We start from the raw sequence: 24,387 nt of genomic DNA on the forward strand, positions 1-24,387 counted from the left end.
TGCGGCAAATCCGAACCACAATCTTCAGGCACTTTTTGTGGCGACAAACGCAGCAATTGCACACGATCGGTTTCTTTATTTTTAAGATACAGAGCATCGGCTGGTTTGGGCACAAACACCTGTTTCAAGCTACCTGAATCGTCCAATTTCGCCAAAAACAAACCGTTTACCGCAATATTTTGCAAAGCCGCTACATCGTAGCTGCCTGAAAAACCGTCCTGCTGCTGCGCCCGACACCGTGCGAATCAAACCGCCGCCGCGCTGGGCAAAGGAAACATGATGTCGTCTGTGTCCGACTGTGCGCCAAAGGGTTTGCCACTGCGAAACACCAACGGCGAAAGCGCGTCAATGATGTAATAATTCATGATGTTCTCTCCTAAATCGCGTTGGGTTTTGGCCGCCAGCCAGCGGGCGATGATTAACTCGGTAGCAAGGGCGTTTAAGTCTTGCAAAGCATTGAGGCGGTTTTCCAATTCCGTTTTCACGACAGCATCTATTTTTTACCGTCATGAGTACGGGCTTTTTCCAACATACGCATCAATTCAGCCATGCGGATTTTTTCCAACAAGGCTTCATCTCTGGGTGTGGGAAAATCGGTAGCCGTAAAAATTTCACGACAATCATAAGCAATACGGCTGCTGATGGTTTTTTCTTGATAAGCCTGCTGCCAGAACCTGAATTTTTCCAATGCAGATGTATCATCCCAACGCAAACGCATATCTACAGTCGCACCGCCGCGCACCCCAATGTGATGCCCAAAGCATTACGCTGTGTTTTTTTGGGGTATTTATCGCCTTTAGCTTCTTTTTCGGCGCGTTTTGCCAAGGCACGGATATTGCCCAATGGTGTATTGATGTGGCAAATTGCCAAACCCACCGATAAGGTAGGCGGATTTTCTGCCCCCAAACCATCGGCAACTGGTTTCAAACTAGCTGAAAATTTTTCTGCCAGTGCTTCGGCACACTTAAGGGCTTGATTGAGCGGCACCAAACCCAACACATCATCGCCACCCGCATAAATACATTGCGCCTGATGTTTTGGCATGGTTTGGGGAACACCTTCGGCAAATGCGGATAAATGTTTAGTGATAGATTGATGATGTTCTATTTTTTCTGCTTTATCCAGCAATTCCCCCATGCGATCGCCGTCTGCCAACAACATGGCAAAATAAGGGCATGGCTCGCCATGTGCTTTCCAAATTGCTTTTAAAGCATATTTTAAATTGGTCCAATAATGGTTTATCGGCATCGTCACAGTTTGGGTAAGCTGCTTGCAAACGTGCAGGGTATAAAAATTGCGCGTCATACGGAAAATCCGCATAAATTTGATGATTGCCTAAAAACGCGTGTTGCCAAGCCATTTTTCACCAATTCTTCATAGGCTTGTTTCACTTGCTCAAAATCGGCATGGTGTTTGACTTCAGCAATCCAACTCTCTGCCGCCACGCGAGTGATGGCGGTGAATTGCTCCGGATTACCGCATAAACGCTTGACCACACCTGCACAATCCAGCTGCTCCGATTGGCTCAACCCTAATTTTTTGCGTAACAAAGAACTGTTTTTTTCAGGCAGCACGGTTTCACGCGCACCGTCTAACGATGATTTGGGTAAATTCACTTTATTAAGTGATGGAGCAAAATCACGAGTGGCTTTACGCGCTGCCAACATGGCGGCGGCTTTTTGGCTGGCTGAAACATATTCTTTCTCATCAGCCATTTTTGCCCACGCGTATTGCACTTCCACATAATCGTTTTTTGATTATCCCAAAGCTCTTGGCGCAACTGTTTACCGATTTTTTCAAAAACATCATCAGCTTGTTTAACAAAAAAATCCTCTGCGGCTTTTTTGGCTTCTTTGGCAATATTCAACAGCTCTTCTTGAGATTTATTTTTGATGATAACCTGAATTTTATTGCCCACATTTTCAGGCAGCTTGTTTTCTTCTGCATGAGGGAAAATCATTTCCGCACCGCTATTTAGCAAACTTTGCGCCGCTGCTTTGGCAATCTCCGACAACAACCACGACCCCGCCCACAAATCACGACTGCGCCGCGCCGAAGCAATAAATCCTTGCACCGGTCCTACAGACAGGATTAAAACATATGAATTCATTTTGTTTTCCCTAAAATGTTTTTCACTTCTTGGCTGCTATTGGGCAACATCAGCACCATAGCACGCCATTGCGAACCGTTATAAACAGGGCGACTAAACACCGTTGCCAAATGACGCGAATGTTCATCATTTTTGCCAAGTAATTTTCGAAATGCCTCTTTATGCTCACGGCGTTTTTCTTTCCAAGCATCAATCGCATCAATCCACGCGGCTTTGGCATTATTTTCTAGGCTGCCTGAATGCAAGATTTGACAACCCAAATCACGCATTTCCTGTTCTGAAACCAAATTCAAGCCTTGCACGGTAAATACGCCACAACCGCGTCGCGTTCGTCCACCAATACCGCCCAAAGTCGCCCACCAGCGTAGGGTTTCTAAAACTTGTTCTTTTTGTTCATCGCTGATTTTTTGGTCAAAGCAATATTGCAAATTCCAACGCAAACCTTCTTTACCCAACTTCATTTCAGGCAAGCCAGTTCGGGTGCTTCTGGCGGTAAATAAGGCATAACCTAATGTATCATTGATATTTTTAGCGTAGTCTGAAAGCAAGGCTTTTTGGAGTTTATTTTCCATTTCCACCCGCAAAAACACCAAACTCGCATGACCTCCGCCCTCATCGCCATCATTCATACCGCCCCACAAAGCAAATTCCGCTTTGCGAATATCTTTCAGCTTCCATTTATGTTGCGTCAACAAACGCCACCAAAAACGCAACTGTCCGCGAATCGCTGCCACACGAATCGGTAAATCCGCATCACTGTGTCTTGCTTCAACGCCACCACCGTGAATAGGCGTTACCAATTCACATGAAATGCTTTGCCATGCTATTTCAGTAGAGTGCTGCCCTGAATCTGTTGTAATAATTTTGCTGTCTTTATCAAACACAGGTGCGGCTAAATCAATTTTTCGTAAACTCATGATTATATTTCCCATGTTTCAATATATTGAATAATATCTTTTAGTTTTTGATGTAATTTTTCTTGGTTATTCAAAATTGGTAAAATATCAGCATTATCTGGCTTTGTACCATGTGCCATTGCGTTACGAATAGCAGAAATTTCGTTAAATAATTTTTTACCCGTTGAATTAAGAGTCTTCTTCAATTCATCCTTTGCTTTATCACGTAAACCATGAACATTTTGATCTTGATTATTAAATTTAATTTTTTTAGAAATCCATGCTTCATTACTCAAAATACTGGCTTGTAGATAATTGCCATTTTCCAAGTGTCGTTTCGCCAAATACAACTGGCGTTCATAATGACCTTTCTCTTTCACCCATTGAAGTCTCTGCACCCAATCATTTTTTACCAATGGTAAAAATAGATTATTAATTTGATTTGATTGTAAATTTTTATTAAACTCTTTCAACGATGAACGCGAAAATTGCATTTGGTTAATATTTTCAAAAAAAGCAGCTTCCTTCAATAATTGACCATTATGCGAATCTAACAATGGGATAAATGCGGCATAATTATCGCTTTGTTTATAAGCAGAAAGCGCATCTACCCAATCCAACATGGTCAGCATACCGCTCAAATCCACTACCGGCGTACGGTTATTCTCATTTCTCATTTCAAACGCGCCATAATAAATATGTTCAGTACGAATATTTTTTATACTTTTCAAAAAACGCGCCGCAACCAATGCCAACATAGGTAAATGTCGAAAGCCATGAGTAACATCGAGTGAAATACATTCATTTTCACATAATTCTCTGGAAATTCTTTGCAAAATAGCAATTTGCTCCACACTATCACGTGCATATCCAATCACGATACAGCGAACCTCACAACCCAATTTCTGCTCTAACTCAGGTGTGAATGCCTGTAAGAAGTTTTCATCAACTTCATTTTGGCTAGATTTTTCAATTAATTCCAATAACCTTTCATCTGTAGTGCCGTAGTGATCAAATAATACATCCCACATACTACCGGCTGTACCAATCAGCAATAATTTTTTAGGTTTTATTATTTGTGTTAAATCGGCTCCCATAAATTTAGTGGTAAAAAATTGATTATTTAACTCATATTCCGTTTCACGGTAGCCATTCATTTGCTTACCTAAAAAACTAATCAAAGTACTCATATCATCTCCTTGGTTAAAATGAAAATATATCAAAAATTATTAACTTAAAACTTTACATCTAAACTATAGCATTCTAAAAAGATGATAGTATAAATTTCAATCATTCGCTAGTTTTCTCAAGCGATAAGCCCCCAAACCAAAAACCGTTTCTTTGCCGATATGCAGCCACTGGCACAAATGCAAAAACACACTCAGTTCAGGCGGAATATCTTTAAACCGACATTCCCCGATAAGCCCACCTAAACTCATATGCTGCTGTTGGCGGTTGGAATAACGCGTCCAATCCTGCCATCGGACTTGGCTCTGCCAAACAACATCTTGGCATTGCCTAGCAAGAGCGGCATAGTCGGCCTCTATCGCTTGAGGAAAATAAAGCTGAGCGATGCTTGAGCTGCGCCGCATCGCCTGCCGCAGCACTTGGTCTGCACTAAAATGTTCTTCTTTAACGACCTTGCCTTGCTGCTGTAGACGCACAGGTGTTAGAAAATTCAGACAGATATGCTCTGGATAGCTCTCTGGCAAGCTGATGCTATTATGATGCCGGATAATATTCCTATCTTTGAGAATAGGATACCAAGAATCTTGATGCTCTACTGCCAATTCAATCAACTCCGCACGACTTTTCTGCCTACCGATTTGATGATTAAAAGCCTGCTGCAAAGCATAGCTAATCAGCGGCAGATAATGCCGCGCCTCGCCAATCAGCACAAGATTAAAACGATATATCTCGCCGCTTTGCCAATGCGTTTTTCCCTGTAGCGGCGGCTCGATAACATAAGGCGGCGGCGGCGTATTTCTCTGACTGCGATCAAGACGCTGACTCGGCGGCACACTGAAAACGCGGCTATAAAAACAATTATCTTGATGCGGATCTTGTCTGCAAGTACAAATATATTTCATCAAAGCATGCCCAAAAATACCGCGCAAAGTAGAGCCGGCATAAGCAGGAAATTGCACGGCTTGATGCAGCAAAAAACCAAAACGATAACGGGCAATCGGCAAATCGCTCGGCAAATTATGAGGCTGCATCGATCTTCCTTTCTTTTGCCGCCAATCTAAGCATCTCCAGCCCTCCTCACAACATCATGCCTTCAGCTTGCGCACATCAAAAGCCTGCAAACTTGCCCCCGCTTCACGCATCTCTTGCGCTGAAAACTCGCTACCGCGCATCGCCAAAGACTGCGGCATCTGCAAAAAATAAAACCGCGCACCGCGCTCGCAAACCTGCGCTGCCAAATGCACAGGCAAAGTCCCCAAAACCACATCGCCGGCATTAATCTCCTCCACCGCCAAATGCGGCACCACCCTATCCACCTGCCAAAGCTTCTGTTCAGCAATCCAGTCTATAGCGCCCTGATGACGCGAAACAAACCAAACCGTCATATCCAGCTCCTTATTGAAAACCGCATCATAAAACAAAGCTTAAACAAACTCGATAAAAACAAATTTTTCTACTCAAAAAAATTTACCATCACGCATAATAAACACCACAACAAACACATAAGGAAACCCATGCGCCACTACTACCTCTTTATCTACGACATCAGCTGCCCCAAACGCCAAGCCAAAATCCGCCGCCTGCTTCAATCCTATGCCACAGGTAGGCAAAAATCCCTCTACGAATGCAACCTCCACCCCCACGAGCAACAACAACTCTGCAACGACATCAGCGAACTCATCACCGAACAAGACAGCCTTCACTACTTCATTACCGACTCCGAAAAAGCCAAACACTACGGCATAGCCCACCCCTTGCGCCAAGACTATTTCATCATCAGCTAAAGGACAACACATGAGCACCCTCTATATCGACCGCCGCAACCTTAGCCTCAGCATAGAACGCGCTGCCCTAGTCATTCGCGAAAACGAACAACACCTCAACACCCTTCCCCTCAAACTCATCGAACGCCTCTGCATACATGGCGACCTTCAACTCAGCGCACACAGCCTAGGCAAACTCGGCGAACACGGCATTGGCATCGTCATCTTAAGCGGCAGAAACCGCCGCCCCTGCCTATTGATGCCCAATTGGAAACTAGATGGAAAACGCCGCCAACACCAATACACCCAAGCCCAAAACCCTGACTTTTGCCTACAACAATCCCGCCACATCTGCCAAGAAAAACTCCAAGCCCAACTGGAACACCTTCATCAATACCGCCAACCGCCCATTTACCGCCACATCAAATCCATTACCCAACACCTCTCCCACATAAGCCACAGCCCAAGCATCGCCCAAATTCGCGGCATAGAAGGCGCGGCGGCAGCCCAATACTTTGCCGCATGGCAGCACATCATTCCGCGCAATCTGCAATTTACAGGACGCAACCGCCGCCCACCGCGCGACCCAGTAAACAGCCTCCTCTCTCTCGGCTACACCCTGCTACACTTTGAAACCGTCAAACACCTACACCTCTGCGGACTTGACCCCTACATCGGCTACTACCACCAAACCGAACACGGACGCGAATCCCTCGCCTGCGACCTCATCGAAGCCCTGCGCCCGCAATACGATCAATGGATCATTCAACACATCAAACAACAACGCTACCGCGCCCAAGACTTTCGCATCACCGCCAACAATTGCAGCATCAACAAAACCGCCCGCCAACACTTCTACCAAGACTACGAACAACTTGCCAAACAACTGCGCCCCCAAATCCACCACCGCTGCCGCCAACTACTCAAAACCCTAGATCCCGCCCACGACAGAAACAGCGACCACCTCCACATCATCGACAAAACAAACAACAGCGAAACAACATCATGAACTGGATAATCGCCTACGACATCACAGACAAACGCCGTCTGCAAAAAATCCACCGCCAACTCACAGACATCGCCATCTCATTGCAAAACAGCACCTTTCTATACCAAGGCAATGAAACACAACTCATAGAAACACTCGAACAACTCATGCAAAACCTAGACCCTAAAAAAGACGACCTACGCGCCTACCCTCTCGCCGGCAAACTCTACCGCCTAGGCAAACCCAGCCTAGGCACAGGCATCAGCCTCGGCAACTTTCCGGAAACCCCATCGCCATATTTAAAACACAAAACATAAAACACCCCTTGAACGGCGCGCAAACAGCCTTTAAAATAGCGCGCCTCAACGTTCTTCCGACACAAAGCTAAGTCATTGAAAACTCGACAGCATGAAAAACTCCTTTTGGCAAAAAAGAAATTTAGCTAAAGCGCCTTTCAACCATTTGAAAAGCAAGGAGAAAAAACAGGCAGTCAGTTGGAACAACCGCCCCACACATCGGGGATTAAGACGCGGCATACGATGAATCAGCAGTTGGAACAACCGCCCCACACATCGGGGATTAAGACACTTGCAGCTTGTATGCCTCACCTACATCGTAGGTTGGAACAACCGCCCCACACATCGGGGATTAAGACGCTTTATACAGACCGTTCTCTGCTTCCGATTTTCGTTGGAACAACCGCCCCACACATCGGGGATTAAGACAAACATTCTAGCGACGCTTGCCCAGTCGGAACAAGTTGGAACAACCGCCCCACACATCGGGGATTAAGACCCACGGCAGGACAAGTACTGAGTTCCTACATGTGGTTGGAACAACCGCCCCACACATCGGGGATTAAGACCCAGTGATTCCGCGCGATACAAAGCACTGGGGAATGTTGGAACAACCGCCCCACACATCGGGGATTAAGACAAGCGCGAAGCATTGCAGGTGGTAGGCTGCCTCCGTTGGAACAACCGCCCCACACATCGGGGATTAAGACCTTAGATAAGCGAATAGCTAATCCAGGTGCTTTAGTTGGAACAACCGCCCCACACATCGGGGATTAAGACTAACAATCGAACCAATGTTGCTCGTGAGCATTAGTTGGAACAACCGCCCCACACATCGGGGATTAAGACGCTTTTTTGCACCATACCTTAAAACGAATATTTTCCCGCTCTCGTTTTATCGATTATTCAATCGCCAAACAAAAAAGCCGAGCATTGATATGCTCAGCTTTTTATTTGCCGTATCCATTAAATTCGGCTTGCGCGAATGCTGCCGCCAATAATGGCGGCAGATAGACTAGCCTTAGGATTTTCCCACTTGCGCCATAACAAAATCAGGCGAGATACCGCTGTCGGCGATGTAGTGGCGGTAATCAAGGTCTTTGAAAAAGCCGTGTCCGTATAAAAGCGCGGTTTTAATGCCATAGGCATTACCGCCTAAAATATCGGTATGCAGGGTGTCGCCCAGCATCAGGCAGCGTTCGGGCTGAAAGGCGATGCCACGCGCGGCGAGGCGTTTTACCACGATGTCGTAAATGGCGGGGAAAGGTTTGCCGAAGACGCGGGTTTTCTCATGCACGGCATCAGGGAAGAATAAGGCGTATGTACCTGCTTCGATAGACGATGTTTTGCCAAGGGGCGCGATGAGATCGGGATTGCCGAGCAAGACGGGGCGCGGATGATTGATAAGCGCGGCTTCCAATGCGGCTTGGCGTTCGGCATTCCAGCGGTGTGGCGAGAAGAATAAGAAGCCGTCGGCTTGCAGGAATTGCGGCGCATCTTGGTCGATTATTTGATAATCGGCAAGGTCTGTTTGATGTTCTGCCGCGCCGATTCTGCCCCAAGTGAGTTGACGCGGGTATTCCGCCAAGGCTTCCAAGAGGGCGTCGCGGCTGGTAACGATGTTTTCCAGCGCAAAATCATAGCCTAAGCCCGAGTATTTGCCGAGATAGAAGTTTTTTTCAAAGCCGGCGGCGTTTGAGACGACAAAGCATTCTTTGCCTTGCGCTTGTAGGGCGGCAACGACTTCCGCCGTGCCGGCAATTGCGCTGCTGCCTACGTTTAAGACGCCGTAGGCATCAAATAAAAAGACATCGAATTGTTCGGCGATTTCTTCTAAGCCGCTAACGGCAAGGGCGGGCGCGGCGCGCCGCACTTGCGGCAGGCGATGGCGGATACTTTGATAGCGCGCATAGGCTTGAACGGCTGGCATGAGTGTCTCCTAAAGCGAAAAGGCGCAGCTTAGCGCAGAAGGACTTGATTAGGCAATTCGTTGCCGTTGGGGTCGTCTTCCGAGGGCATGCGTTCACGCAGCAGATTGCCCACGTCTTCCAGCAAGGCTTCCAGCGCTTCGATTCTTTCTTTAGCGTAGAGTTTCGCTACCGCTGCATCCGCCAGAATCTGCCATTCTTTTTCATTAATCACGGTATTTAAGCCTTGATCGGCAACGATTTCCAAGCGGTGTTCCGCCAAATTCAGATAAATCAAAATGCCGTTGCGTTCCGCCGTGTCCCAAATCCGCAGATGGGCGAACATGTCTTCGGCACGCTGACGGATGCGCAGATGAAAACTTTGCGTAAAAGGCAGGCTGCGTTCGATGCACAGGCGGATTTCGCCGCGATGACCGCGCTCGGCAAGGGCAATCGCCGCTTCAAGCCGCGCCAAGGCGGCGGCATTGAGCCAGCGCGATTGAAAAGGGGTGGCGATCAAATGCGATAAAGCACGTTTTACTTTGCTGCCAACTGTTTGCGTATTCACCATGAACCTCCTGCTCCGCCACCTGAAAAACCGCCTCCACCGCCGCCATAACTGCGTCCGCCGCCAAAATTGCCACCCGAAAAACCGCCGCTGCCGCCGCTGATAATAATCGGTCGACTGCCGCCCGAAGCGCCTTGTGCGCCAAAGAAAAACAAAAAGATAACAAAGAAAAAGAAACCGAAAACAAAGGACAGCGCGCCCAAGCCGAAGATGAAATAGCTCAGGCCCGCCACCGCCGCGCCGCCCAGCAAGCCGCTGACAAATTTACCCAAGAGCATGGCAAGAGGAAAGCACAGCACAAAAATCATCATCGCGGTAGGCAGCACTTGTTCCAAAGGATCGCCGCTGTCGGCTTTTTTATCCGCCGCAATCATTTGCGCGCGCGTATCGGGGTCGGCTTCCAACTGCGTAATCAGTGCATTGATCGTATTTTCAATACCTTGCATGTATTGCCCTTGACGGAAAGCGGGCACTAATTGATTGCGCTGAATCCGCGCCACCGAGACATCAGGCAATGCGCCTTCAATTCCTCTGCCCGTCAGAATGAAAAAGCGGCGGTCTTGCAGCGCGACTAAAAACAACAGCCCGTTATTCGCCTGCGCATCGCCCAATTGCCAACGCCGCGCCAAACTCAAGGCATAATCAAAGGCTTCCACGCCGTCGGTGCTATCGACAATAACCACCGCCGCCTGCACCAATGCCTGATCGCGCAGGGCATAGAGGCGGTTTTCAATCCGCGCCACACTTGCCGCATCCAATAATTGCGCTTGATCAATCACAGGGCGGTCAAGCCTCAATTGCTCGGCAGGAACCGCCCACAACGGCGCACAGCAGAACAAGCAGAAAGCGGCGAGCAGATAAGAGAGGCGCGGCAGAAATCTTGCGTTCATTTTATTGTCCGAAGCTTACTTTAGGCGCGGTCGAAATTTGCGCTTCGTTTTCCACGCTGAAATTCGGCTTGGCGCTCAGTCCGGCAAAACCGGCAATCATATTGGTCGGGAATTGGCGCACGCTGCTGTTAAACTCGCGTACGGTATTGATATAGTCGCTGCGCGCAGTGGCGATGCGGTTTTCCGTGCCTTCCAACTGCACTTGCAGATTCTGGAAGACTTCGCTGGCTTTTAATTCGGGATAGTTTTCCGATACCGCAATCAAACGCGATAGAGCACCGCTTAATTGCGCCTGCGCCGCCTGGAACTGCTGCAAAGCATTGGCATCCAAATCGCCGACATTCACATTCATGCTGCTGACGCGGCTGCGCGCCTCGGTTACCTGTGTAAAGACCGATTCCTCATGCGCGGCATAGCCTTTCGCCACTTCCACCAAATTCGGCACCAAATCGGCACGGCGCTGATATTGATTGACCACGTCCGACCAAGCGGCTTTCACGCCCTCGTCCAAACGCTGCAATTTATTATAGGCAGGCACGCCCGTTACAAAGGCCAAACCCACCGCGCCTAAAATCACTATTAGCAAAATGGCGGAAATAGAAGCGCGTCCTTGTTGTCGATTCATGTGTTATCTCTCTTTAAAAAAACGCGCAATATAGCAGAAAGCCGCGCTTAGTCCGCATTTCACTATGGCAATACGCAAAGCGGGGCTTTTCGGGCGTATATAGTCGGAGAAGTGAAAAGTAGTACAAGGCGGCGAGCCGCAGACAGTACAAGAGCGTACGGCAAAGCGAGCCTACGCCGTAATACTTTTTCAATTCTTTGACTATAGGTTTAATTCTGCGCGGTCAAGCCGTATAATTAGCCTTTTGCTTTTTCGAGGGAACGCGATGTCTTTTTCGCAATTTTTTGCCGCCAACTGGCTGCTTTTTCTTCTGTTATTCATCGTCTTGGCAGCCATCGCCTTTTATGAATTCAATAACCGCGGCAAGAGCGGACAGCAATTAAGCAATATTGCCGCCAGCGCTTTCATCAATAACGGCGCTTTGCTGCTGGATACGCGCACCGCCGCCGAATACAAAGCCGGACATATTGCCGGTGCCAAACACGTCGGCGCCGATAAATTCGCCGATTATGCGCAAAGCCTTAATCTTGCCAAAGACAAGCCGATTATCGTATATTGTCAAAGCGGCTTGAGCAGCCGTCAGCAAGCCAATCTCTTGACCGCGCAAGGTTTTAGCAACGTCTATCAGCTCAAATCCGGCATCGACGGCTGGAAAGCAGAAAATCTCCCCCTAGTCTAAATCAACGAGGATTCTTATGAAAAACGTACTCATGTATATGAAGCCCACCTGCCCTTATTGCCAACGCGCCGCCGAATTGCTCGACGACAAAGGCGCAGTAGTGGAAAGTATCAATATCAGCAAATTCCCCGAGCGCCGCGATGAAATGATCGCCCGCGCCGGCGGACGCAGCACCGTGCCGCAAATCTTTATCGGCGGCACACACGTCGGCGGCTGCGACGATTTATACGCACTCGACGAGCAGGGCAAATTAGACGCGCTGCTTGCCGATTAATATGTCCATTCTCCCCAGCAAAATCGGGCTGCGCTACAGTTATGCGCGCCGCGGCAGCAATTTCATCGGGCTCAATGCGATTTTAGCCGTCATCGGCATCACTATCGGCATCGCCGCTTTGATTGTGGTGCTGTCGGTGATGAACGGCGTGGTCAGCGATGTGCGCGACAAGCTCCTCGCCATGACCGCGCAAGTCTCTCTGCGACCGCGCTTTAGCGAAACCATTGCCCCCGAATTTGATGCCGCCCAATATCTGCGCCAAGATGCGCGCATTCAAGCCTATGCCCCTTATGTGGAAGGACAGGGGCTAATCGGCATGGGCAATTCCTATCAGGGCATTTTGCTGCACGGACTGAATCCCGAAGAAGAAGGCAAAGTATCGGAAACCTTCACCCGCATTCCCGAGCAAGCCCGCAATGCCTTGCAAGCAGGCTCATGGAATATCATTTTAGGCAAAGGTTTGGCGAATCAATTAGGCGTTTTCCCCGGCGACAAAATCACGATTATCGTGCCCAAAGCCAATGCTTCCGCCGCCGGACTGATGCCGCGCCTCAAACGCTTTACCTATGTCGGCGCTTTTGAAAGCGGACATTATCAATATGACCATCAATATGTGATGGTACATGAAGCCGATGCCGCAACTCTATTGCAATTGCCCGCCGGCGCCAGCGGTTATCAAATTAAAATCGGCGACGCCATGCAGGCGCCCGAAATCCGTAAACATCTGCAAAGCATTCTGCCGCCCGACGTCTATGCCAGCGATTGGTCGCTCGACCAAGCGGTCTATTTCAATGCCGTGCAAATGGAAAAAAACGCCATGTTCATCATCCTATGCCTGATTGTGATGGTGGCGGCATTCGGGCTGCTCTCCTCCATGTATATGGTCGTTACCGAAAAACGCCGCGATATCGCCATCTTGCGCACCATGGGCATGACGCGCGGACAAATCGCGCAAATCTTTATCTCGCAAGGCATGATTTTCGGCAGCATCGGCACCGTCTTAGGCGTCAGTCTGGGCATTGTGATTGCTCTTAACGTACCCTATCTCATGGATGTATTACAGAAAATGACAGGCTATGAAATTCCGCCGCAACTGTATTTCGTCGAACAGCTCAGCGCGAAAATCGATCCGGCGGTGGTCATCAGCATCAGCGCGATTACCCTCATCATGACCCTGCTCTTTTCCGTCATTCCCGCCATTATTGCCGCGCGCACCGAACCCGCTCGCGCCCTATCCCAAGAATAAGCAGAGGAATAAGCATGAACCAAATTGTGCTGCAAGCAGAAAACCTGCACTTCACATACCGCAGCAAAGGCGAAAACCTCAGCATCTTACAAGGCATCGACCTCAGCATTTCACAAGGACAAAGCGTTTCCATCGTCGGCGCATCCGGCTCGGGCAAATCCACCCTCCTGCATCTGCTTGCCGGTCTGGACAGCCCCGACAGCGGCAACATCAGCCTTTGCGGTGAGCCTTTTGTGCAAGCCGGCAAAACCCAGCACAACCGCCGCAGCAAAATGCGCAACCGCTACATGGGCTTTGTCTATCAATTCCATCACCTCTTGGCGGAATTCAGCGCGCAGGAAAACGTCGCCATGCCGCTACGAATTCGCGGCATCAGCGACAGCCAAGCCATGCGCGAAGCCGCGCTGTGGCTGGAAAAAGTCGGGCTTTCCGCCAGAATGCGGCATAAACCCGCCGAACTCTCGGGCGGCGAACGCCAACGTGCCGCCATTGCCCGCGCACTTGTCAGCCAGCCGCGCTGCCTGCTTGCCGACGAACCCACCGGTAATTTGGACAACGACAATGCCGACAGCGTCTTCGCCCTCATGCAATCGCTGATTCGCGAACAAAACGGTGCGATGATTTTAGTCACCCACGACCTCAACATCGCCCGCCAAACCGATTCCTGCTACTATCTGCATCAAGGCAAATTACACACTCAAGCACCTTAAAGGTGCTTTTTTCATCAAGCAAGGAACAGATTCATGAACGCAGGCAAAGGATTATTGATGGCAAGCATCACGGTATTGATGTGGGGCTTTCTGCCGATGGCGGCGCAACCGCTTTTGCGCCTCATGAATCCGCAAACCCTCGTTACCACGCGCTTTGCCTTTGCCGCCCTGTTTTTATTCGTCTTATTAAGCCATCGGCGAGAACTGCCGACAGCGGCAACTATAGTCGGAGAAGTGAAAAAGTAGTACAAGGCGGCGAGCCGCAGACAGTACAAGAGCGTACGGCAAGGCGAGCCAACGCCGTAATACTTTTTCAATTCTTTGACTATATTCTGCAAACACGTCGCCTCTTCCTGTTACTACTCGGCATCATGGGATTATTCGGCAACTTCTTTCTTTTCAGCACAGTCCTACTCTATCTCAACCCCTCTGCCGCGCAAGTATTGGCGCAACTGCAACCCTTTCTGCTGATGTTCGCCGGCATCATCGTCTATAAAGAAAGCATCAACCGCCGCCAAATCATCGCATCCCTGCTGCTCTTTAGCGGCATTCTCCTATTCTTTAACCGCGAATTGCCGCATCTCTTAAGCAAAGACATGCGCAACCAACTCATCGGCATACTCCTAAGCCTGATTGCCTCCGCCGTCTGGGTCGTGTACAGTTTGGTGCAGAAACAATTAAACCGCACCATGGGCAATACGCAAATCCTAGCCCTCATCTATCTGGGCTGCGCCTTAGCCGGCATTGCCTTCATCGACTGGACAGCCTTCTCGCGTCTGCAAACGCATCATTGGGTATTACTCCTTTTCTGCTGCCTCAACACCCCGATTGCCTACGGGCCTTTGCCGAAGCCATCCGCATTTGGCAAATCAGCAAAGTATCCGCCACCCTGACCATGGTACCGCTCATTACCATCATCGCCACCGAAATCTTGCACAGTATCGCCCCGCAACTCATCACGTCCCCGAATTAAACGGACTTGCCTACTGCGGTGCCGCCATTGTGATTAGCGGCGCTTTATTGGCGGTTAGCGCGAAATCTTCCCAGAAAAATACCTAAGCGCCTTCGGCACACGACCGCTGCACCGGCGCGATAGGCACAACGGCAATGCGTCCGCTGCTGCTGCGTAAGATTTCCGCTTCAATGCCATAGACTTGGCGCAGACTTTGCTCCGTCAGCACTTCGGCAAAAGCGCCGCTGGCGGCTAATCGCCCCTGCGAAAGCAGAGCCACGCGCTGCATAAATTGCGCGGCAAGGCTTAAATCATGCACTGCCATGATGACTAAAGCGCCGCTGCTTTGCACATAGCTTTGCAAACGTTCGCAGACCATCATTTGATGTCGGATATCTAAGGCGCTAGTGGCTTCATCGAGCAATAATAATTGCGGCTGGCGCAACAGCCGCTGCGCCAATAGCACTAACTGCTGCTGTCCGCCTGATAGACGATTCATCGGGCGCTGATGCAAATGACTGATATGAAAAGATTCCAGCATATTAATCGCACGCTCAACCAGTTCGGATTGCACGCGCAAGCCTAATTTTTCATGACAACCTAACAATAAGGTATCCAGCACGCTCAGCTGCGCTTTCACATGGCATTGCTGCGGCATAAAGCCGATTTCCGCAATACGAATCGGGCGCTCCTGCCAAGTAATCCTGCCGCTGAAGGCACGCAGATTTGCAATCGCATGCAATAAAGTCGATTTACCTGCACCGTTCGGACCAACCAAGCCGACCATCTCGGCGGCATTTAATTGCAGGGACAGACGGTCGATAATCGGCTGCCTGCCTGCCGCAACACAGACATTGTCCAAGACTAACATCAGGTGTTTCTCCCTGTGCGGCGCAAAATAATCAAAAACAGCATCGGCACGCCCGCCACAGCGGTAATAATTCCGACGGGGATAACCGCCGCAGGCGAAATCCATTTACCCAGAACCGATGCGCCGATCAAAACAATCGCCCCGACCATTGCCGACATGGGCAAAGAAAAGCGATGGTCTTCGCCGACCAAAGCGCGCGCAATATGCGGCGCGACCAAGCCGACAAAACCGATAGTGCCGACAAAAGCCACGGCGGCGGCGGTTAATAAGGCGACAATCATAAAGCTGCGGCGGCGCAATTGCTCTACCGCCACGCCAAGACTTTGCGCATTCGCCTCGCCCAAGCGCAAAGTCGTCAATGCCCATGTATCGCGCGCAATCCACGGCAAGCACAGCAGCAAGACCACTGTCAGCACGGCAATACTTGTCCAGCTGGATTTCAGCAAACTGCCGAATAACCAAAACACAATCTGCTGCAAGACTTCAGGCGAAGCAAGATATTGCAATAAGGATTGAATCGATTGAAAGAAGAATAAAACCGCAATACCGCCCAACACCAACACTTCCAGCGCGGCGCTACGCAGCATGGCAAGCACATAAATCAAGCCGCAGGCAAAAAGCGTCATGACAAATGCCGCGCTCGGCACGAGAATAAACGCCGGCACGGCAAGAAAGCCGCCGAACATAATCGCCAATGCCGCACCGAATCCCGCGGCGGCGGAAAAGCCGAGCGTAAACGGGCTTGCAAGCGGATTGTCTAAAATCGTCTGCATTTGCAGCCCTGCCAAGCCCAAGCTCAAACCGACCAAAGTACCCATAAGGGTCGGCGGCAGGCGTACCTGCCATAAGATGGTGATGATTTTACGATTGCTGCCATCGGCTGCAATGCCCTTCGGGCCTGCCCATAATGCCGACCATAAACTGTCGAATGATAAACCCGCAGGTCCGGTCAATAAATCCAAGCCCATCAAAAACAAGAGCAGCGCCAATGCCAAAAGTAAATATAGCAGGGAACGGCGCTGCGCCTGCGTATGCGTATGAACAATCGCGGTATTCAATCGCTATCCTTAAGGCTGATATTGCCACATAAAAATACCGTCGGCAGCAATCGGCAGCCATTTGGCATAGTAATCGCGCAGATTTTGCGCAGGATCGATATCTTCAAACAAATCAGGATATAACTGCTTGGCGATATATTGCGCATAAACATAGTCGGACAAAGTACGCGCACCGCCGTGATAAATCGCATGCACACGGCGGTTTTTCACGGCGGGCAGTTCCGTCCAGCCTGGACGCTGCATATAGGCCTGCATACGCGTTTTCAAAACATCCGCCTGCGCACCGAAGCCCACCGTCACCGACTGCGGCTTATTTTTCCATTCCGAACCCGTCAAGAAAATGACATCGGGCTCTTGCGTCAAAATATATTCGGGATTCAAAGGTCCCCAGTTACTGATTTCTTTTGCCGCAATATTCTCGCCGCCCAACTGCGTGATCAAAGCGCCCCACATCGTATTGCCGTAAGAATTGCCGTATTGCTCCGCGCCGTTTTGCGCCAATTCGACATAGACTTTCGACTGCGATTGTGCTTTTTCCACCCGCGCCATGACTGCTTCCATCGCCGCCTGATAATTATCCACCAAGGCTTGTGCGCGCGACTCCTGTCCCATCAATTTGCCCAAAACCAAGGTCGATCGCACATGTTTTTCAATCGTTTGCGCATTGTAATCCAAAACCACAATCGGAACGCCCGCCGCCTCAATCGTATGCGCCGCCTCGCCCAAAGCATCGAAATCCCATGCCGCGACAATCAGCACATCGGGCTCTGCGGCAATCAATTTTTCCACTGAAAAACTGTCATTAGCGGTGCTGCCCATATCCGGAATATCTTTTAAACGCGGCAAAGCCTGCTCATAGAGAGCATATTGATTAGGCCGCCAATCCTTCCACGTGTAGCGCGACAAAGCAACCACTTTATCCAAGCCCTCTTTTCCTGTTACCGCCAAATAATCTTCATAATAAAATCCGAGCGCCACCCGCTCCGGCACCGCATTCAGCTTGACTGTCCGCCCTTTAGTGTCGGTCAACTCAATCTCCGCCCAAGCCAAACCGGCGCACAAAGCAAGCGCCGCCAATAACAAACGTTTTTTCATTTCTTTTCCTTGTACTGAAAGACAGAATAAAAAATTTCTGTGGAAAATTTTAGCGAAAATTTTAGCATTAATTGCATAACATTTGAAATACTTTTTCTTATTTTATGCAGATTATTAAAAATCTTGTCTTTTCCTGACAAAATCAAGCGGTGTTTTGCCCTATTGCAGAATGTTGATGGAAATTTAAGTGTTATAGAACATAAAAATCAGTGACAAAGTCAGGGTGGAAAATATCGTGGACAGCAGCATGGATGCCGTGCCGCGATTCATATGTCCGTATTGCTGGCATAAAATCGCGCCGGCGTTTGCCAAAGGCAGACCGCCCAATAAAGCGCCGGCGAAAATCATTTCGCGGCTGCCGCCGAACAAAGCGACAAATCCCGCACAAGCCGGCGGCATCAGCAGAATTTTTACCGCGGTAATCTGAATAATATCGGGCACACTGCCTTGCAAACGCAGACCATATAAGCTGCCGCCGATAATCAGCAGCGCCAAAGGCGAAGCCGCGTCCGCCAAAATCTCAATCGCTTTGAATACCGGCAAAGGCAATTGCCAGCGGCAGGCGGAAAAAAGCAGTCCCAACAATAGAGCTAATATCAGCGGTTTTTTCAAGATATTGATAAACATATGAAAAAGCTTCGGCTTTCCGCCCACCTGCGCGGCTTGCACATATTCCATCAAAGACAAAAACAGCGGCACCAAGAGCATCATTTCAATTAAAACATTCAGCGATAAATAAATCCCTGCCGGCCCGCTGCCCAAGACCGCCAAGCCCAAGGGATAGCCGACAAAAACGCTGTTTGAATAGGCGCTTGCCATACCGTCTACCAAAGCCCCGACAGTGGTCTGCCTGCGCCATAGGGCAAACCCCGCACTCAGGGCGAAGACGCAGAGCGTCGCCGCGCTGTAGCCGAATAAATAGGGCGCGATAAAAATTTCGCTTAATGAATAAGAAGACAATGTTTTGAAAATCATCATCGGCAGCGCCACCGCTATGACCAAGCGCCCAAATCCCTGCAAATGCTCGGCATTGATAAATCTGCTTGCCGCTAAAACATAGCCCAAAGCTATCACCATAAACATGGGCATCAAGGTGCTTATAATTTTTAACATCGCCTGTTCTCTGAATTATGCAAAGCTGCCTTTATACGCCGCTTGAGGGCGAATGTATAGTGCGCAAGCGGCGCAGGGAAAAACAGACTTGGCAGGCGATTTGGGATGCATTCTTTATTGTCTCATTTTAATCTGAAGAAACTATAATAAATGAGAATATCTGCTAATATGGTTTCAACATATCTTTTTTGAAGCCGCTTTTTCAGGAGAAACCATGAACGTCGTACGGCAAAAAATCCCCTTTATCAGCCTGTTATTCGCACCGATACTGGCGCTTTATCTGCTTTGTATGTATTGGCTTGATCACAAATCCGAATGGGGAACGACATTCGGGCTGATCAGCAATTTGATGTTTATTTTCTGCAATGCCTATGTCGCTTTGGCACTGAATTGGGCGCAATTATGGCAGAGCGAACAAAGCAAGCGTCTATGGAAGCTGATTACGGGGATTATTACCCTCGTTTTTTGCCTGATGCTGTGGCAGAAAACCCATTGGAAGGCTTTTTTCGGCACAGGGCAGTCGGAGGCTTACCTCTTCCTGCTGATGTTCTGCCACTCCATCGTCTGCCAACTGCTGATTTATTTAGGCATTGTCCGCCTCAGCCGACGCAATGCTTTTAGTCTCGACAGCAATTTGCTGATTGTCTTTAACCGCTATTTCAGCAGTGCCTTTTTGCTGACGATATTTGCGCTGCTGTTTGCAATTGTATTGGGGCTGGGTTTCGGATTGCTGTATTTGCTCGGTCTGTCCTTGAGTTCGGCAGCGATTTTTACCATCATCGGCTTAACACTGGGCAGCATTCCCGCTTTCTTATTGTTGATTCCGGTGCAAGCACGTCCCTATCCTTTCCCCTATCTGTTTATTTTCCAATGGATTGCCTTGGCATTTATCGGCATTTATCTCGCCATTTCCCTGCTGCGCCTCGATATCAATATCGACAGCGGCATGCGTCTGAGCACCGCCGCCTTTTTATGGTTGCTCGCCGTCATTGCACATGATCTCAAAAAACCGCAGATACTGCTGAATACGCTGACAGCTGCCGTCGGTTTGATACTGGTTGCCATGAGTTTATACGGTATCGGACTGCGTTTGCACAGCCAAGGCATCACGGAAAGCCGCTTAAGCATTCTATGCCTTGCCCTACTGCTTTTTATCGGCTTTATCGGTATCGGCATCAAAGCCTTATCCAGCGGTAAAGCCATCAGCGACCGCCTATGCACCTACACGCTCGGCATCATGACCGTTGCTTTGATCATCTTTATCTTCCTGCCGCTGCCGCAATGGACATTAGAAAGCCAAACGGCGCGCTATTTAGACGGACGCAAAAACGCCGAACAATTATTGAAAGAAGACCGCTATTTCTTCAAACAATACGGCGAAGCGGGTGAAGCCGCATTGAAGAAACTGGCCGCCCATTATCAAATTGATAATATAGAAGGCGAGCATGGTATCAAAATAGACAGCATGAATTACGAGCTCTGGAAACAGCGTCTGCCGGCGGATATCGACCGCTATTTCCACCGCATACCGGCAGATATGCCGCTGCCCGACAGTCTGCGCGAATCCCTGCTCAATCATTTATGGCACAGCGACGAAGAAGACTTGCAGCGCGTATTGAACAGCGAAGATCCCGATGCCGCCCTATTTATCATCCGCGTAGTCGATGCCGACCAAAATCCCGCCACCCCCGAATGGCTGGTACTGCCGAAGAATAGCGGTTCATACTTCTATCATTACCGCCTCATCTCAAACACAGAGACAGAGGAAGAGCGATTGGAAGAAAACCATCTGTATTTTTATGATGAGGCAAATAGCGCCGCTACCATTGCGCAATTTGCACAAGCGCCGCTAGATTACCGCCCGCCGCGTTACGAATACCATAACATTCTCATCGGCGAAGGCGAAGAGCAAATCCACTTGGAAATGCCGCTTATTGAAATAAAAGTAGAATAATATTTCATGAAGAAATCGACATTGTTTTTATTTGACGCAGCTATTTGAAAAAAAATACTATTCCAATGTTGTAATTGGCAACATCATATAGAAGGAGAATACCTCATGACAATGAAAGCAGCACGTTGGTATGGTAAAGGCGATATTCGGATTGAAGAAGTCGATATTCCTAGTCCGAAAGCACACCAAGTTAAAATTGCCGTTAAATATACAGGCATTTGCGGTAGTGATTTACATGAATATCTTGGCGGTCCGATTTTTATTCCGGTCGATAAACCTCATCCTTATTCTGGACAACAAGCACCACTGATCATGGGGCATGAATTTTCTGGTGAAATTGTCGAAGTTGGCTCGGACGTACATCATCTCAGGGTAGGTGATCGTATTACCGTAGAACCCATTTTGGCGGAAAACGGTTTAGTGGGGCAGTATAATCTTGATCCTAATTTAGGTTTTGTAGGGCTTGCTGCTGACGGCGGTTTTGCCGAATTTTGTGTAGTAGATGCGCAATTGGTACATCAATTACCGGAAAGCATCGATTTTGAACAAGCTGCATTAACCGAACCCGCAGCAGTTGCCTTATATGCCGTGCATCAAAGCAAAATTAAAGCCGGCGAAACTGCTGCGGTATTTGGTTGTGGACCCATCGGTTTGCTAGTTATTGAAGCCTTGCGGGCAGCAGGCGCTTCAGAAATTTATGCTGTCGAACTCTCTGCGGAACGTCAAGCTAAAGCTAAAGAATTAGGCGCTATTGTTCTTGATCCTCAAAAAGATGACGTACTCAAAACTATTAAAGACAAAACTAATGGTGGCTGTGATGTTTCATTTGAAGTTACAGGCGTACCGGCGGTATTACAGCAATCAATCGAAGCTGTAAAAAATGACGGTATGGCAGTCATTGTCAGTATTTGGGAACAAGAAGCCAGTATTCATCCTAATGAAATCGTGATTAAAGAAAAAACAGTAAGAGGTATCATTGCCTATCGTGAAGTTTTTCCTGCCGTATTAAAACTCATGGAAAAAGGCTATTTCTCAAAAGATGTCCTTGTAACTAAAAAAATCCAATTGGCTGATTTAGTCAATGAAGGATTCGAAGCTTTAGTGAAAGAAAAAAATCAGGTAAAAATATTAGTTTCTCCTAAATAAAAACATCTAAAAAACGCCGCAAAATGCGGCGTTTTTTATTGCATTTTCAATCGCTTTTCTTGCAGGTAGAAATTCCTAGCAAGCACCATATCGGGCAAAAGCTGATGGCGGCGGTAGCGATAAAAATCGCCCCTAAATAGCCCCACCAGCCAATCGTACCTGTTGCCGCTAAAACCACCAGCAACAAACCTAAAATGCCGCGTGCAATACGTTCCATTTTTCCAAGATTACAAGGCATAAGGATTCTCCAGATATGAATTAACCATTCCACGGCATACGCGCCAATAAACACAGGACTTGCAAACGGTGCGCATTGCTCAAGGTTTTGAGAAATTCCGCCGCTTGTTCGCTCTGCTGCTCAAAAGAAAACTTTTCTAATTCAGCCATACTTTCACCGTTTCTAATTTAGGCTTTTCTAGTATTTATGTCAGCTATATTTTTGCATCGACTTATAAAAATCTCTCCAATCCCGTGCTGCGCTGCGTAGGCTGTCGGATGGCGGCCTGCAAAGTCGCGGTTGGGGCGTACAGAGATAATTGCTCTTTGGCGCGCGTAATTCCCGTATAAAGCAATTCACGGCTTAATAATTTGTCTTGCTGCCCTGCCGCCAATACCAATGCCACATGTCTAAATTCCGAACCCTGCGATTTGTGAATGGTCAGCGCATAGGCTTCCTGCAAATGCGCAGGGTTAAGGCGTTCAATCAGCACTTGCTTGTGCGGCAAATGCAGGCGCAGGCGTCCGTTTTCGTCTTCCAAACATAGTCCGATATCGCCGTTAAAGACTTCATTGCGGTAGTCATTGGCAGTAATCATCAGCGGTAAACCGTGAAAATGTCCGCCGCGATAGGCGAGATTAACTTGTTGCAAATGGATATGACGCAGGCGGCGGTTGATTTCCGCCGTACCCAATACGCCGTGATGCGAGGCAAGCAAAATGCGGTATTCATCAAATGTGCTCAATAAGGTTTGCGCCGTCGCGCCTGCATTTAAGGCGGCAAAATACGGAGCATAGCCCTGCGCCAATTGCTGATAAATATCGCTTTCCAATTCATAATGATGAATATTGTCATAATGGGCAAAGCAAGCCGCCAATTTTTCCACCGCGGCATCGCCTTGCAAGACTAGCTGCGCTAATTGTCCGATACCGGATTGCGTGCCGAAACGGTAGTTTTCTTTCAAGGTCACCAAAGCATCTTGCAAACGCGGATGACGCGATAAATCTTGCAAGACCGCCCCCGCCTCCACCGCCGCCAATTGATCGGCATCGCCCAATAAAATCAGACGCGCATCCGCCGCTACCGCCGCAAACAATTGCGCCGCCAATTCCAGCGACAGCATCGAGGCTTCGTCAATAATAATCACGCGATGCGGCAAAGGATTCTCGCGATGATAATAGGCCTTCCCTTCGCCGTTAATCCCAAGCAGGCGGTGCAGAGTTTGCGCGGCGGCAATCTCGATTTTCGCACCGGCTTCTTTCAAAGATTTGTTCAAGGCTTCTTCCATACGTTTCGCCGCCTTGCCCGTAGGCGCGGCAAGCGCCAGACGTTCTGTCTGCCCTGCTGCCGCCAATAAAGCCACCAATTGCGCCACCGTGGAAGTTTTCCCCGTCCCCGGACCACCGTTAATCATTGTAAAACCATGACTTAATGCTTGACGTACCGCCTGACTTTGCTCTTGATTCAAAGACTGGCAATAGGCGGCAATCGTCGTCTCATCCAAATCCAAAGGGGCGGGACGGGCTGCCAAACGCGTCAAAATATCCTTGGCAAGCGCCTGTTCCGACTGATAAATGCGGTTAAGCCACAAATACTCGCCGTCGCTTAGCAAAGGCGCTGCATATTGCCCCTGCCGCACATCGCCGATTAGGAGCGAATGATTGATAGCAGGTTCTGTCAATTCACTCAGCTCCAGCAGCGTATGTCCTACCGCCAAAGCGCTTTGCACCGCCGTAAAGGCTTCTGCAAACGCCGCCTTTTCCGCTTCACTCCCAAAACGGCGCAACCAATAATCCGCCATTGCTCCGTCGATTTCCGCTTCTGCTTTCATTTCAACCCTT

General features: G+C 48.9%; 32 protein-coding genes, 1 pseudogene and 1 CRISPR repeat array. Of the genes and pseudogenes, 12 read left to right on the plus strand and 21 right to left on the minus strand.

All coding sequences use genetic code 11. The annotated features are described in order from the left end of the window. From DYC63_RS12780 to csx16, 10 genes and pseudogenes are all read right to left on the minus strand, one after another. A pseudogene (locus DYC63_RS12780) lies at positions 1-185 on the minus strand (type III-B CRISPR module-associated protein Cmr3); the annotation flags it as partial. Positions 186-245: 60 nt separating this feature from the next. Beyond that, positions 246-485 carry a type III-B CRISPR module-associated protein Cmr3 gene (locus DYC63_RS12785; protein ID WP_218564502.1) on the minus strand — a complete coding sequence of 80 codons (240 nt, stop codon included), beginning with the start codon at positions 483-485 and terminating at the stop codon, positions 246-248. Between the two features lie 8 nt (positions 486-493). Beyond that, positions 494-718 carry a hypothetical protein gene (locus tag DYC63_RS00390; protein ID WP_115217420.1) on the minus strand — a complete coding sequence of 75 codons (225 nt, stop codon included), beginning with the start codon at positions 716-718 and terminating at the stop codon, positions 494-496. 2 nt (positions 719-720) lie between these two features. Beyond that, the gene (gene cas10, locus DYC63_RS00395) at positions 721-1,305 is read right to left on the minus strand and encodes a type III-B CRISPR-associated protein Cas10/Cmr2 (protein ID WP_172459346.1); all 585 of its coding nucleotides are present in this window, start codon (positions 1,303-1,305) and stop codon (positions 721-723) included. Then, positions 1,302-1,616, minus strand: a complete 315-nt coding sequence (locus tag DYC63_RS00400; protein WP_115217422.1) for a hypothetical protein — start codon at positions 1,614-1,616, stop codon at positions 1,302-1,304. The genes cas10 and DYC63_RS00400 overlap by 4 nt, the downstream gene beginning before the upstream one ends. Beyond that, positions 1,613-2,110, minus strand: a complete 498-nt coding sequence (locus DYC63_RS00405) for a type III-B CRISPR-associated protein Cas10/Cmr2 (protein ID WP_115217423.1) — start codon at positions 2,108-2,110, stop codon at positions 1,613-1,615. The genes DYC63_RS00400 and DYC63_RS00405 overlap by 4 nt, the downstream gene beginning before the upstream one ends. Continuing rightward, the gene (gene cmr1, locus DYC63_RS00410; RefSeq protein ID WP_115217424.1) at positions 2,107-3,027 is read right to left on the minus strand and encodes a type III-B CRISPR module RAMP protein Cmr1; all 921 of its coding nucleotides are present in this window, start codon (positions 3,025-3,027) and stop codon (positions 2,107-2,109) included. Before cmr1 ends, DYC63_RS00405 begins: the two co-directional genes overlap by 4 nt. Before the next feature lie 2 nt (positions 3,028-3,029). Further along, complete coding sequence (gene csx2, locus DYC63_RS00415; protein WP_115217425.1) at positions 3,030-4,196, minus strand: TIGR02221 family CRISPR-associated protein; 1,167 nt, start codon at positions 4,194-4,196, stop codon at positions 3,030-3,032. Between the two features lie 96 nt (positions 4,197-4,292). Further along, on the minus strand, positions 4,293-5,225 hold the full coding sequence (cas6, locus tag DYC63_RS00420) for a CRISPR system precrRNA processing endoribonuclease RAMP protein Cas6 (RefSeq protein WP_115217426.1): 933 nt from the start codon (positions 5,223-5,225) through the stop codon (positions 4,293-4,295). Between the two features lie 54 nt (positions 5,226-5,279). Continuing rightward, the gene (gene csx16 / locus DYC63_RS00425) at positions 5,280-5,579 is read right to left on the minus strand and encodes a CRISPR-associated protein Csx16 (RefSeq protein ID WP_115217427.1); all 300 of its coding nucleotides are present in this window, start codon (positions 5,577-5,579) and stop codon (positions 5,280-5,282) included. A gap of 129 nt (positions 5,580-5,708) precedes the next feature. Between csx16 and cas2 (DYC63_RS12460) the strand changes: the two genes are divergently transcribed. From cas2 (DYC63_RS12460) to cas2 (DYC63_RS12465), 3 genes are read left to right on the plus strand one after another with little or no spacing between them, the layout of a single operon-like run. Continuing rightward, positions 5,709-5,978 carry a CRISPR-associated endonuclease Cas2 gene (cas2, locus tag DYC63_RS12460; protein WP_115219461.1) on the plus strand — a complete coding sequence of 90 codons (270 nt, stop codon included), beginning with the start codon at positions 5,709-5,711 and terminating at the stop codon, positions 5,976-5,978. Between the two features lie 10 nt (positions 5,979-5,988). Then, entirely contained in the window at positions 5,989-6,966 is a 978-nt protein-coding gene (gene cas1, locus DYC63_RS00435) for a CRISPR-associated endonuclease Cas1 (protein ID WP_115217428.1), read from the plus strand. Next, positions 6,963-7,262 carry a CRISPR-associated endonuclease Cas2 gene (gene cas2, locus DYC63_RS12465; RefSeq protein ID WP_115218020.1) on the plus strand — a complete coding sequence of 100 codons (300 nt, stop codon included), beginning with the start codon at positions 6,963-6,965 and terminating at the stop codon, positions 7,260-7,262. Before cas1 ends, cas2 (DYC63_RS12465) begins: the two co-directional genes overlap by 4 nt. Before the next feature lie 176 nt (positions 7,263-7,438). Continuing rightward, positions 7,439-8,090: a CRISPR direct-repeat array (repeat unit 36 nt; unit sequence GTTGGAACAACCGCCCCACACATCGGGGATTAAGAC). A 172-nt stretch (positions 8,091-8,262) separates the two neighbouring features. Here the strand turns inward: cas2 (DYC63_RS12465) and DYC63_RS00445 are convergent. The 4 genes from DYC63_RS00445 to DYC63_RS00460 are packed head-to-tail and all read right to left on the minus strand — an operon-like array spanning position 8,263 to position 11,231. Further along, entirely contained in the window at positions 8,263-9,171 is a 909-nt protein-coding gene (locus DYC63_RS00445; protein WP_115217429.1) for an HAD-IIA family hydrolase, read from the minus strand. Between the two features lie 29 nt (positions 9,172-9,200). Then, a complete protein-coding gene (locus DYC63_RS00450; RefSeq protein WP_115217430.1) occupies positions 9,201-9,719 on the minus strand; it encodes a TPM domain-containing protein in 519 nt (172 codons plus the stop codon). Continuing rightward, positions 9,713-10,606 carry a TPM domain-containing protein gene (locus DYC63_RS00455; protein WP_115217431.1) on the minus strand — a complete coding sequence of 298 codons (894 nt, stop codon included), beginning with the start codon at positions 10,604-10,606 and terminating at the stop codon, positions 9,713-9,715. Before DYC63_RS00455 ends, DYC63_RS00450 begins: the two co-directional genes overlap by 7 nt. Before the next feature lies 1 nt (position 10,607). Further along, on the minus strand, positions 10,608-11,231 hold the full coding sequence (locus tag DYC63_RS00460; RefSeq protein WP_115217432.1) for a LemA family protein: 624 nt from the start codon (positions 11,229-11,231) through the stop codon (positions 10,608-10,610). Between the two features lie 265 nt (positions 11,232-11,496). On the opposite strand from DYC63_RS00460, the gene DYC63_RS00465 reads away from it, so the two are divergent. The 7 genes from DYC63_RS00465 (at position 11,497) to DYC63_RS12335 (ending at position 15,199) form a co-directional block, all read left to right on the plus strand. After that, positions 11,497-11,910 (plus strand): rhodanese-like domain-containing protein, encoded by a 414-nt coding sequence (locus DYC63_RS00465; RefSeq protein WP_115217433.1) that lies wholly within the window; start codon positions 11,497-11,499, stop codon positions 11,908-11,910. A 16-nt stretch (positions 11,911-11,926) separates the two neighbouring features. Beyond that, positions 11,927-12,184: a glutaredoxin 3 gene (gene grxC, locus DYC63_RS00470; RefSeq protein ID WP_115217434.1), complete on the plus strand. Its 258-nt coding sequence runs from the start codon at positions 11,927-11,929 to the stop codon at positions 12,182-12,184. A gap of 1 nt (position 12,185) precedes the next feature. Beyond that, the gene (locus DYC63_RS00475; protein ID WP_115217435.1) at positions 12,186-13,430 is read left to right on the plus strand and encodes a lipoprotein-releasing ABC transporter permease subunit; all 1,245 of its coding nucleotides are present in this window, start codon (positions 12,186-12,188) and stop codon (positions 13,428-13,430) included. Positions 13,431-13,444: 14 nt separating this feature from the next. Further along, positions 13,445-14,140, plus strand: coding sequence for an ABC transporter ATP-binding protein (locus DYC63_RS00480; protein WP_115217436.1), 696 nt, complete (start codon positions 13,445-13,447; stop codon positions 14,138-14,140). Positions 14,141-14,173: 33 nt separating this feature from the next. Continuing rightward, on the plus strand, positions 14,174-14,386 hold the full coding sequence (locus DYC63_RS13280) for an EamA family transporter (protein WP_115217437.1): 213 nt from the start codon (positions 14,174-14,176) through the stop codon (positions 14,384-14,386). Positions 14,387-14,472: 86 nt separating this feature from the next. Continuing rightward, complete coding sequence (locus tag DYC63_RS00490) at positions 14,473-15,033, plus strand: DMT family transporter (protein WP_281267759.1); 561 nt, start codon at positions 14,473-14,475, stop codon at positions 15,031-15,033. Continuing rightward, a complete protein-coding gene (locus DYC63_RS12335; protein WP_147284902.1) occupies positions 15,002-15,199 on the plus strand; it encodes a hypothetical protein in 198 nt (65 codons plus the stop codon). The genes DYC63_RS00490 and DYC63_RS12335 overlap by 32 nt, the downstream gene beginning before the upstream one ends. On the opposite strand, the gene DYC63_RS00495 is transcribed toward DYC63_RS12335, so the two are convergent. The 4 genes from DYC63_RS00495 to DYC63_RS00510 form a co-directional block, all read right to left on the minus strand. Then, positions 15,196-15,963, minus strand: coding sequence for an ABC transporter ATP-binding protein (locus DYC63_RS00495; RefSeq protein ID WP_245887957.1), 768 nt, complete (start codon positions 15,961-15,963; stop codon positions 15,196-15,198). The two genes, DYC63_RS12335 and DYC63_RS00495, sit on opposite strands and share 4 nt — an antisense overlap. Beyond that, positions 15,963-17,021 carry a FecCD family ABC transporter permease gene (locus DYC63_RS00500; RefSeq protein ID WP_245887961.1) on the minus strand — a complete coding sequence of 353 codons (1,059 nt, stop codon included), beginning with the start codon at positions 17,019-17,021 and terminating at the stop codon, positions 15,963-15,965. Before DYC63_RS00500 ends, DYC63_RS00495 begins: the two co-directional genes overlap by 1 nt. A 9-nt stretch (positions 17,022-17,030) precedes the next feature. Beyond that, the gene (locus tag DYC63_RS00505) at positions 17,031-18,116 is read right to left on the minus strand and encodes an ABC transporter substrate-binding protein (RefSeq protein WP_115217439.1); all 1,086 of its coding nucleotides are present in this window, start codon (positions 18,114-18,116) and stop codon (positions 17,031-17,033) included. A gap of 183 nt (positions 18,117-18,299) precedes the next feature. Further along, a complete protein-coding gene (locus DYC63_RS00510; protein WP_115217440.1) occupies positions 18,300-19,229 on the minus strand; it encodes an AEC family transporter in 930 nt (309 codons plus the stop codon). Between the two features lie 214 nt (positions 19,230-19,443). Here DYC63_RS00510 and DYC63_RS00515 point away from each other — a divergent pair, with 214 nt between their 5' ends. Both DYC63_RS00515 and DYC63_RS00520 read left to right on the plus strand, forming a co-directional pair. Then, on the plus strand, positions 19,444-21,183 hold the full coding sequence (locus DYC63_RS00515; RefSeq protein ID WP_115217441.1) for a DUF4153 domain-containing protein: 1,740 nt from the start codon (positions 19,444-19,446) through the stop codon (positions 21,181-21,183). A 111-nt stretch (positions 21,184-21,294) separates the two neighbouring features. Further along, on the plus strand, positions 21,295-22,329 hold the full coding sequence (locus DYC63_RS00520; protein ID WP_115218023.1) for a 2,3-butanediol dehydrogenase: 1,035 nt from the start codon (positions 21,295-21,297) through the stop codon (positions 22,327-22,329). A 46-nt stretch (positions 22,330-22,375) separates the two neighbouring features. On the opposite strand, the gene DYC63_RS00525 is transcribed toward DYC63_RS00520, so the two are convergent. From DYC63_RS00525 to recD, 3 genes are all read right to left on the minus strand, one after another. Then, on the minus strand, positions 22,376-22,567 hold the full coding sequence (locus DYC63_RS00525) for a YgaP family membrane protein (protein WP_115217442.1): 192 nt from the start codon (positions 22,565-22,567) through the stop codon (positions 22,376-22,378). A 20-nt stretch (positions 22,568-22,587) separates the two neighbouring features. Then, entirely contained in the window at positions 22,588-22,716 is a 129-nt protein-coding gene (locus tag DYC63_RS13285) for a hypothetical protein (RefSeq protein ID WP_281267753.1), read from the minus strand. A gap of 62 nt (positions 22,717-22,778) precedes the next feature. After that, on the minus strand, positions 22,779-24,377 hold the full coding sequence (gene recD / locus DYC63_RS00530) for an exodeoxyribonuclease V subunit alpha (protein ID WP_115217443.1): 1,599 nt from the start codon (positions 24,375-24,377) through the stop codon (positions 22,779-22,781). Positions 24,378-24,387: the final 10 nt, after the last annotated feature.

Origin of the sequence: Suttonella indologenes (genome assembly GCF_900460215.1) — a bacterium.
GTDB lineage: Bacteria > Pseudomonadota > Gammaproteobacteria > Cardiobacteriales > Cardiobacteriaceae > Suttonella > Suttonella indologenes.

Bases quoted from the DNA above. Each gene is read 5' to 3' on its own strand.
- DYC63_RS00390 (WP_115217420.1), bottom strand. From the start codon at position 718: ATGCGTTTGCGTTGGGATGATACATCTGCATTGGAAAAATTCAGGTTC.
- cas6 (WP_115217426.1), bottom strand. From the start codon at position 5,225: ATGCAGCCTCATAATTTGCCGAGCGATTTGCCGATTGCCCGTTATCGT.
- DYC63_RS13280 (WP_115217437.1), top strand. From the start codon at position 14,174: ATGAACGCAGGCAAAGGATTATTGATGGCAAGCATCACGGTATTGATG.
- DYC63_RS00465 (WP_115217433.1), top strand. From the start codon at position 11,497: ATGTCTTTTTCGCAATTTTTTGCCGCCAACTGGCTGCTTTTTCTTCTG.
- csx16 (WP_115217427.1), bottom strand. From the start codon at position 5,579: ATGACGGTTTGGTTTGTTTCGCGTCATCAGGGCGCTATAGACTGGATT.
- DYC63_RS00525 (WP_115217442.1), bottom strand. From the start codon at position 22,567: ATGCCTTGTAATCTTGGAAAAATGGAACGTATTGCACGCGGCATTTTA.
- DYC63_RS00450 (WP_115217430.1), bottom strand. From the start codon at position 9,719: ATGGTGAATACGCAAACAGTTGGCAGCAAAGTAAAACGTGCTTTATCG.
- recD (WP_115217443.1), bottom strand. From the start codon at position 24,377: ATGAAAGCAGAAGCGGAAATCGACGGAGCAATGGCGGATTATTGGTTG.
- grxC (WP_115217434.1), top strand. From the start codon at position 11,927: ATGAAAAACGTACTCATGTATATGAAGCCCACCTGCCCTTATTGCCAA.
- cas2 (WP_115218020.1), top strand. From the start codon at position 6,963: ATGAACTGGATAATCGCCTACGACATCACAGACAAACGCCGTCTGCAA.
- DYC63_RS00460 (WP_115217432.1), bottom strand. From the start codon at position 11,231: ATGAATCGACAACAAGGACGCGCTTCTATTTCCGCCATTTTGCTAATA.
- cas1 (WP_115217428.1), top strand. From the start codon at position 5,989: ATGAGCACCCTCTATATCGACCGCCGCAACCTTAGCCTCAGCATAGAA.
- DYC63_RS00445 (WP_115217429.1), bottom strand. From the start codon at position 9,171: ATGCCAGCCGTTCAAGCCTATGCGCGCTATCAAAGTATCCGCCATCGC.
- DYC63_RS00475 (WP_115217435.1), top strand. From the start codon at position 12,186: ATGTCCATTCTCCCCAGCAAAATCGGGCTGCGCTACAGTTATGCGCGC.
- DYC63_RS00520 (WP_115218023.1), top strand. From the start codon at position 21,295: ATGAAAGCAGCACGTTGGTATGGTAAAGGCGATATTCGGATTGAAGAA.
- DYC63_RS00505 (WP_115217439.1), bottom strand. From the start codon at position 18,116: ATGAAAAAACGTTTGTTATTGGCGGCGCTTGCTTTGTGCGCCGGTTTG.
- DYC63_RS00515 (WP_115217441.1), top strand. From the start codon at position 19,444: ATGAACGTCGTACGGCAAAAAATCCCCTTTATCAGCCTGTTATTCGCA.
- cas2 (WP_115219461.1), top strand. From the start codon at position 5,709: ATGCGCCACTACTACCTCTTTATCTACGACATCAGCTGCCCCAAACGC.
- DYC63_RS00495 (WP_245887957.1), bottom strand. From the start codon at position 15,963: ATGTTAGTCTTGGACAATGTCTGTGTTGCGGCAGGCAGGCAGCCGATT.
- DYC63_RS13285 (WP_281267753.1), bottom strand. From the start codon at position 22,716: ATGGCTGAATTAGAAAAGTTTTCTTTTGAGCAGCAGAGCGAACAAGCG.
- csx2 (WP_115217425.1), bottom strand. From the start codon at position 4,196: ATGAGTACTTTGATTAGTTTTTTAGGTAAGCAAATGAATGGCTACCGT.
- cmr1 (WP_115217424.1), bottom strand. From the start codon at position 3,027: ATGAGTTTACGAAAAATTGATTTAGCCGCACCTGTGTTTGATAAAGAC.
- cas10 (WP_172459346.1), bottom strand. From the start codon at position 1,305: ATGACGCGCAATTTTTATACCCTGCACGTTTGCAAGCAGCTTACCCAA.
- DYC63_RS00405 (WP_115217423.1), bottom strand. From the start codon at position 2,110: ATGAATTCATATGTTTTAATCCTGTCTGTAGGACCGGTGCAAGGATTT.
- DYC63_RS00480 (WP_115217436.1), top strand. From the start codon at position 13,445: ATGAACCAAATTGTGCTGCAAGCAGAAAACCTGCACTTCACATACCGC.
- DYC63_RS00510 (WP_115217440.1), bottom strand. From the start codon at position 19,229: ATGTTAAAAATTATAAGCACCTTGATGCCCATGTTTATGGTGATAGCT.
- DYC63_RS00455 (WP_115217431.1), bottom strand. From the start codon at position 10,606: ATGAACGCAAGATTTCTGCCGCGCCTCTCTTATCTGCTCGCCGCTTTC.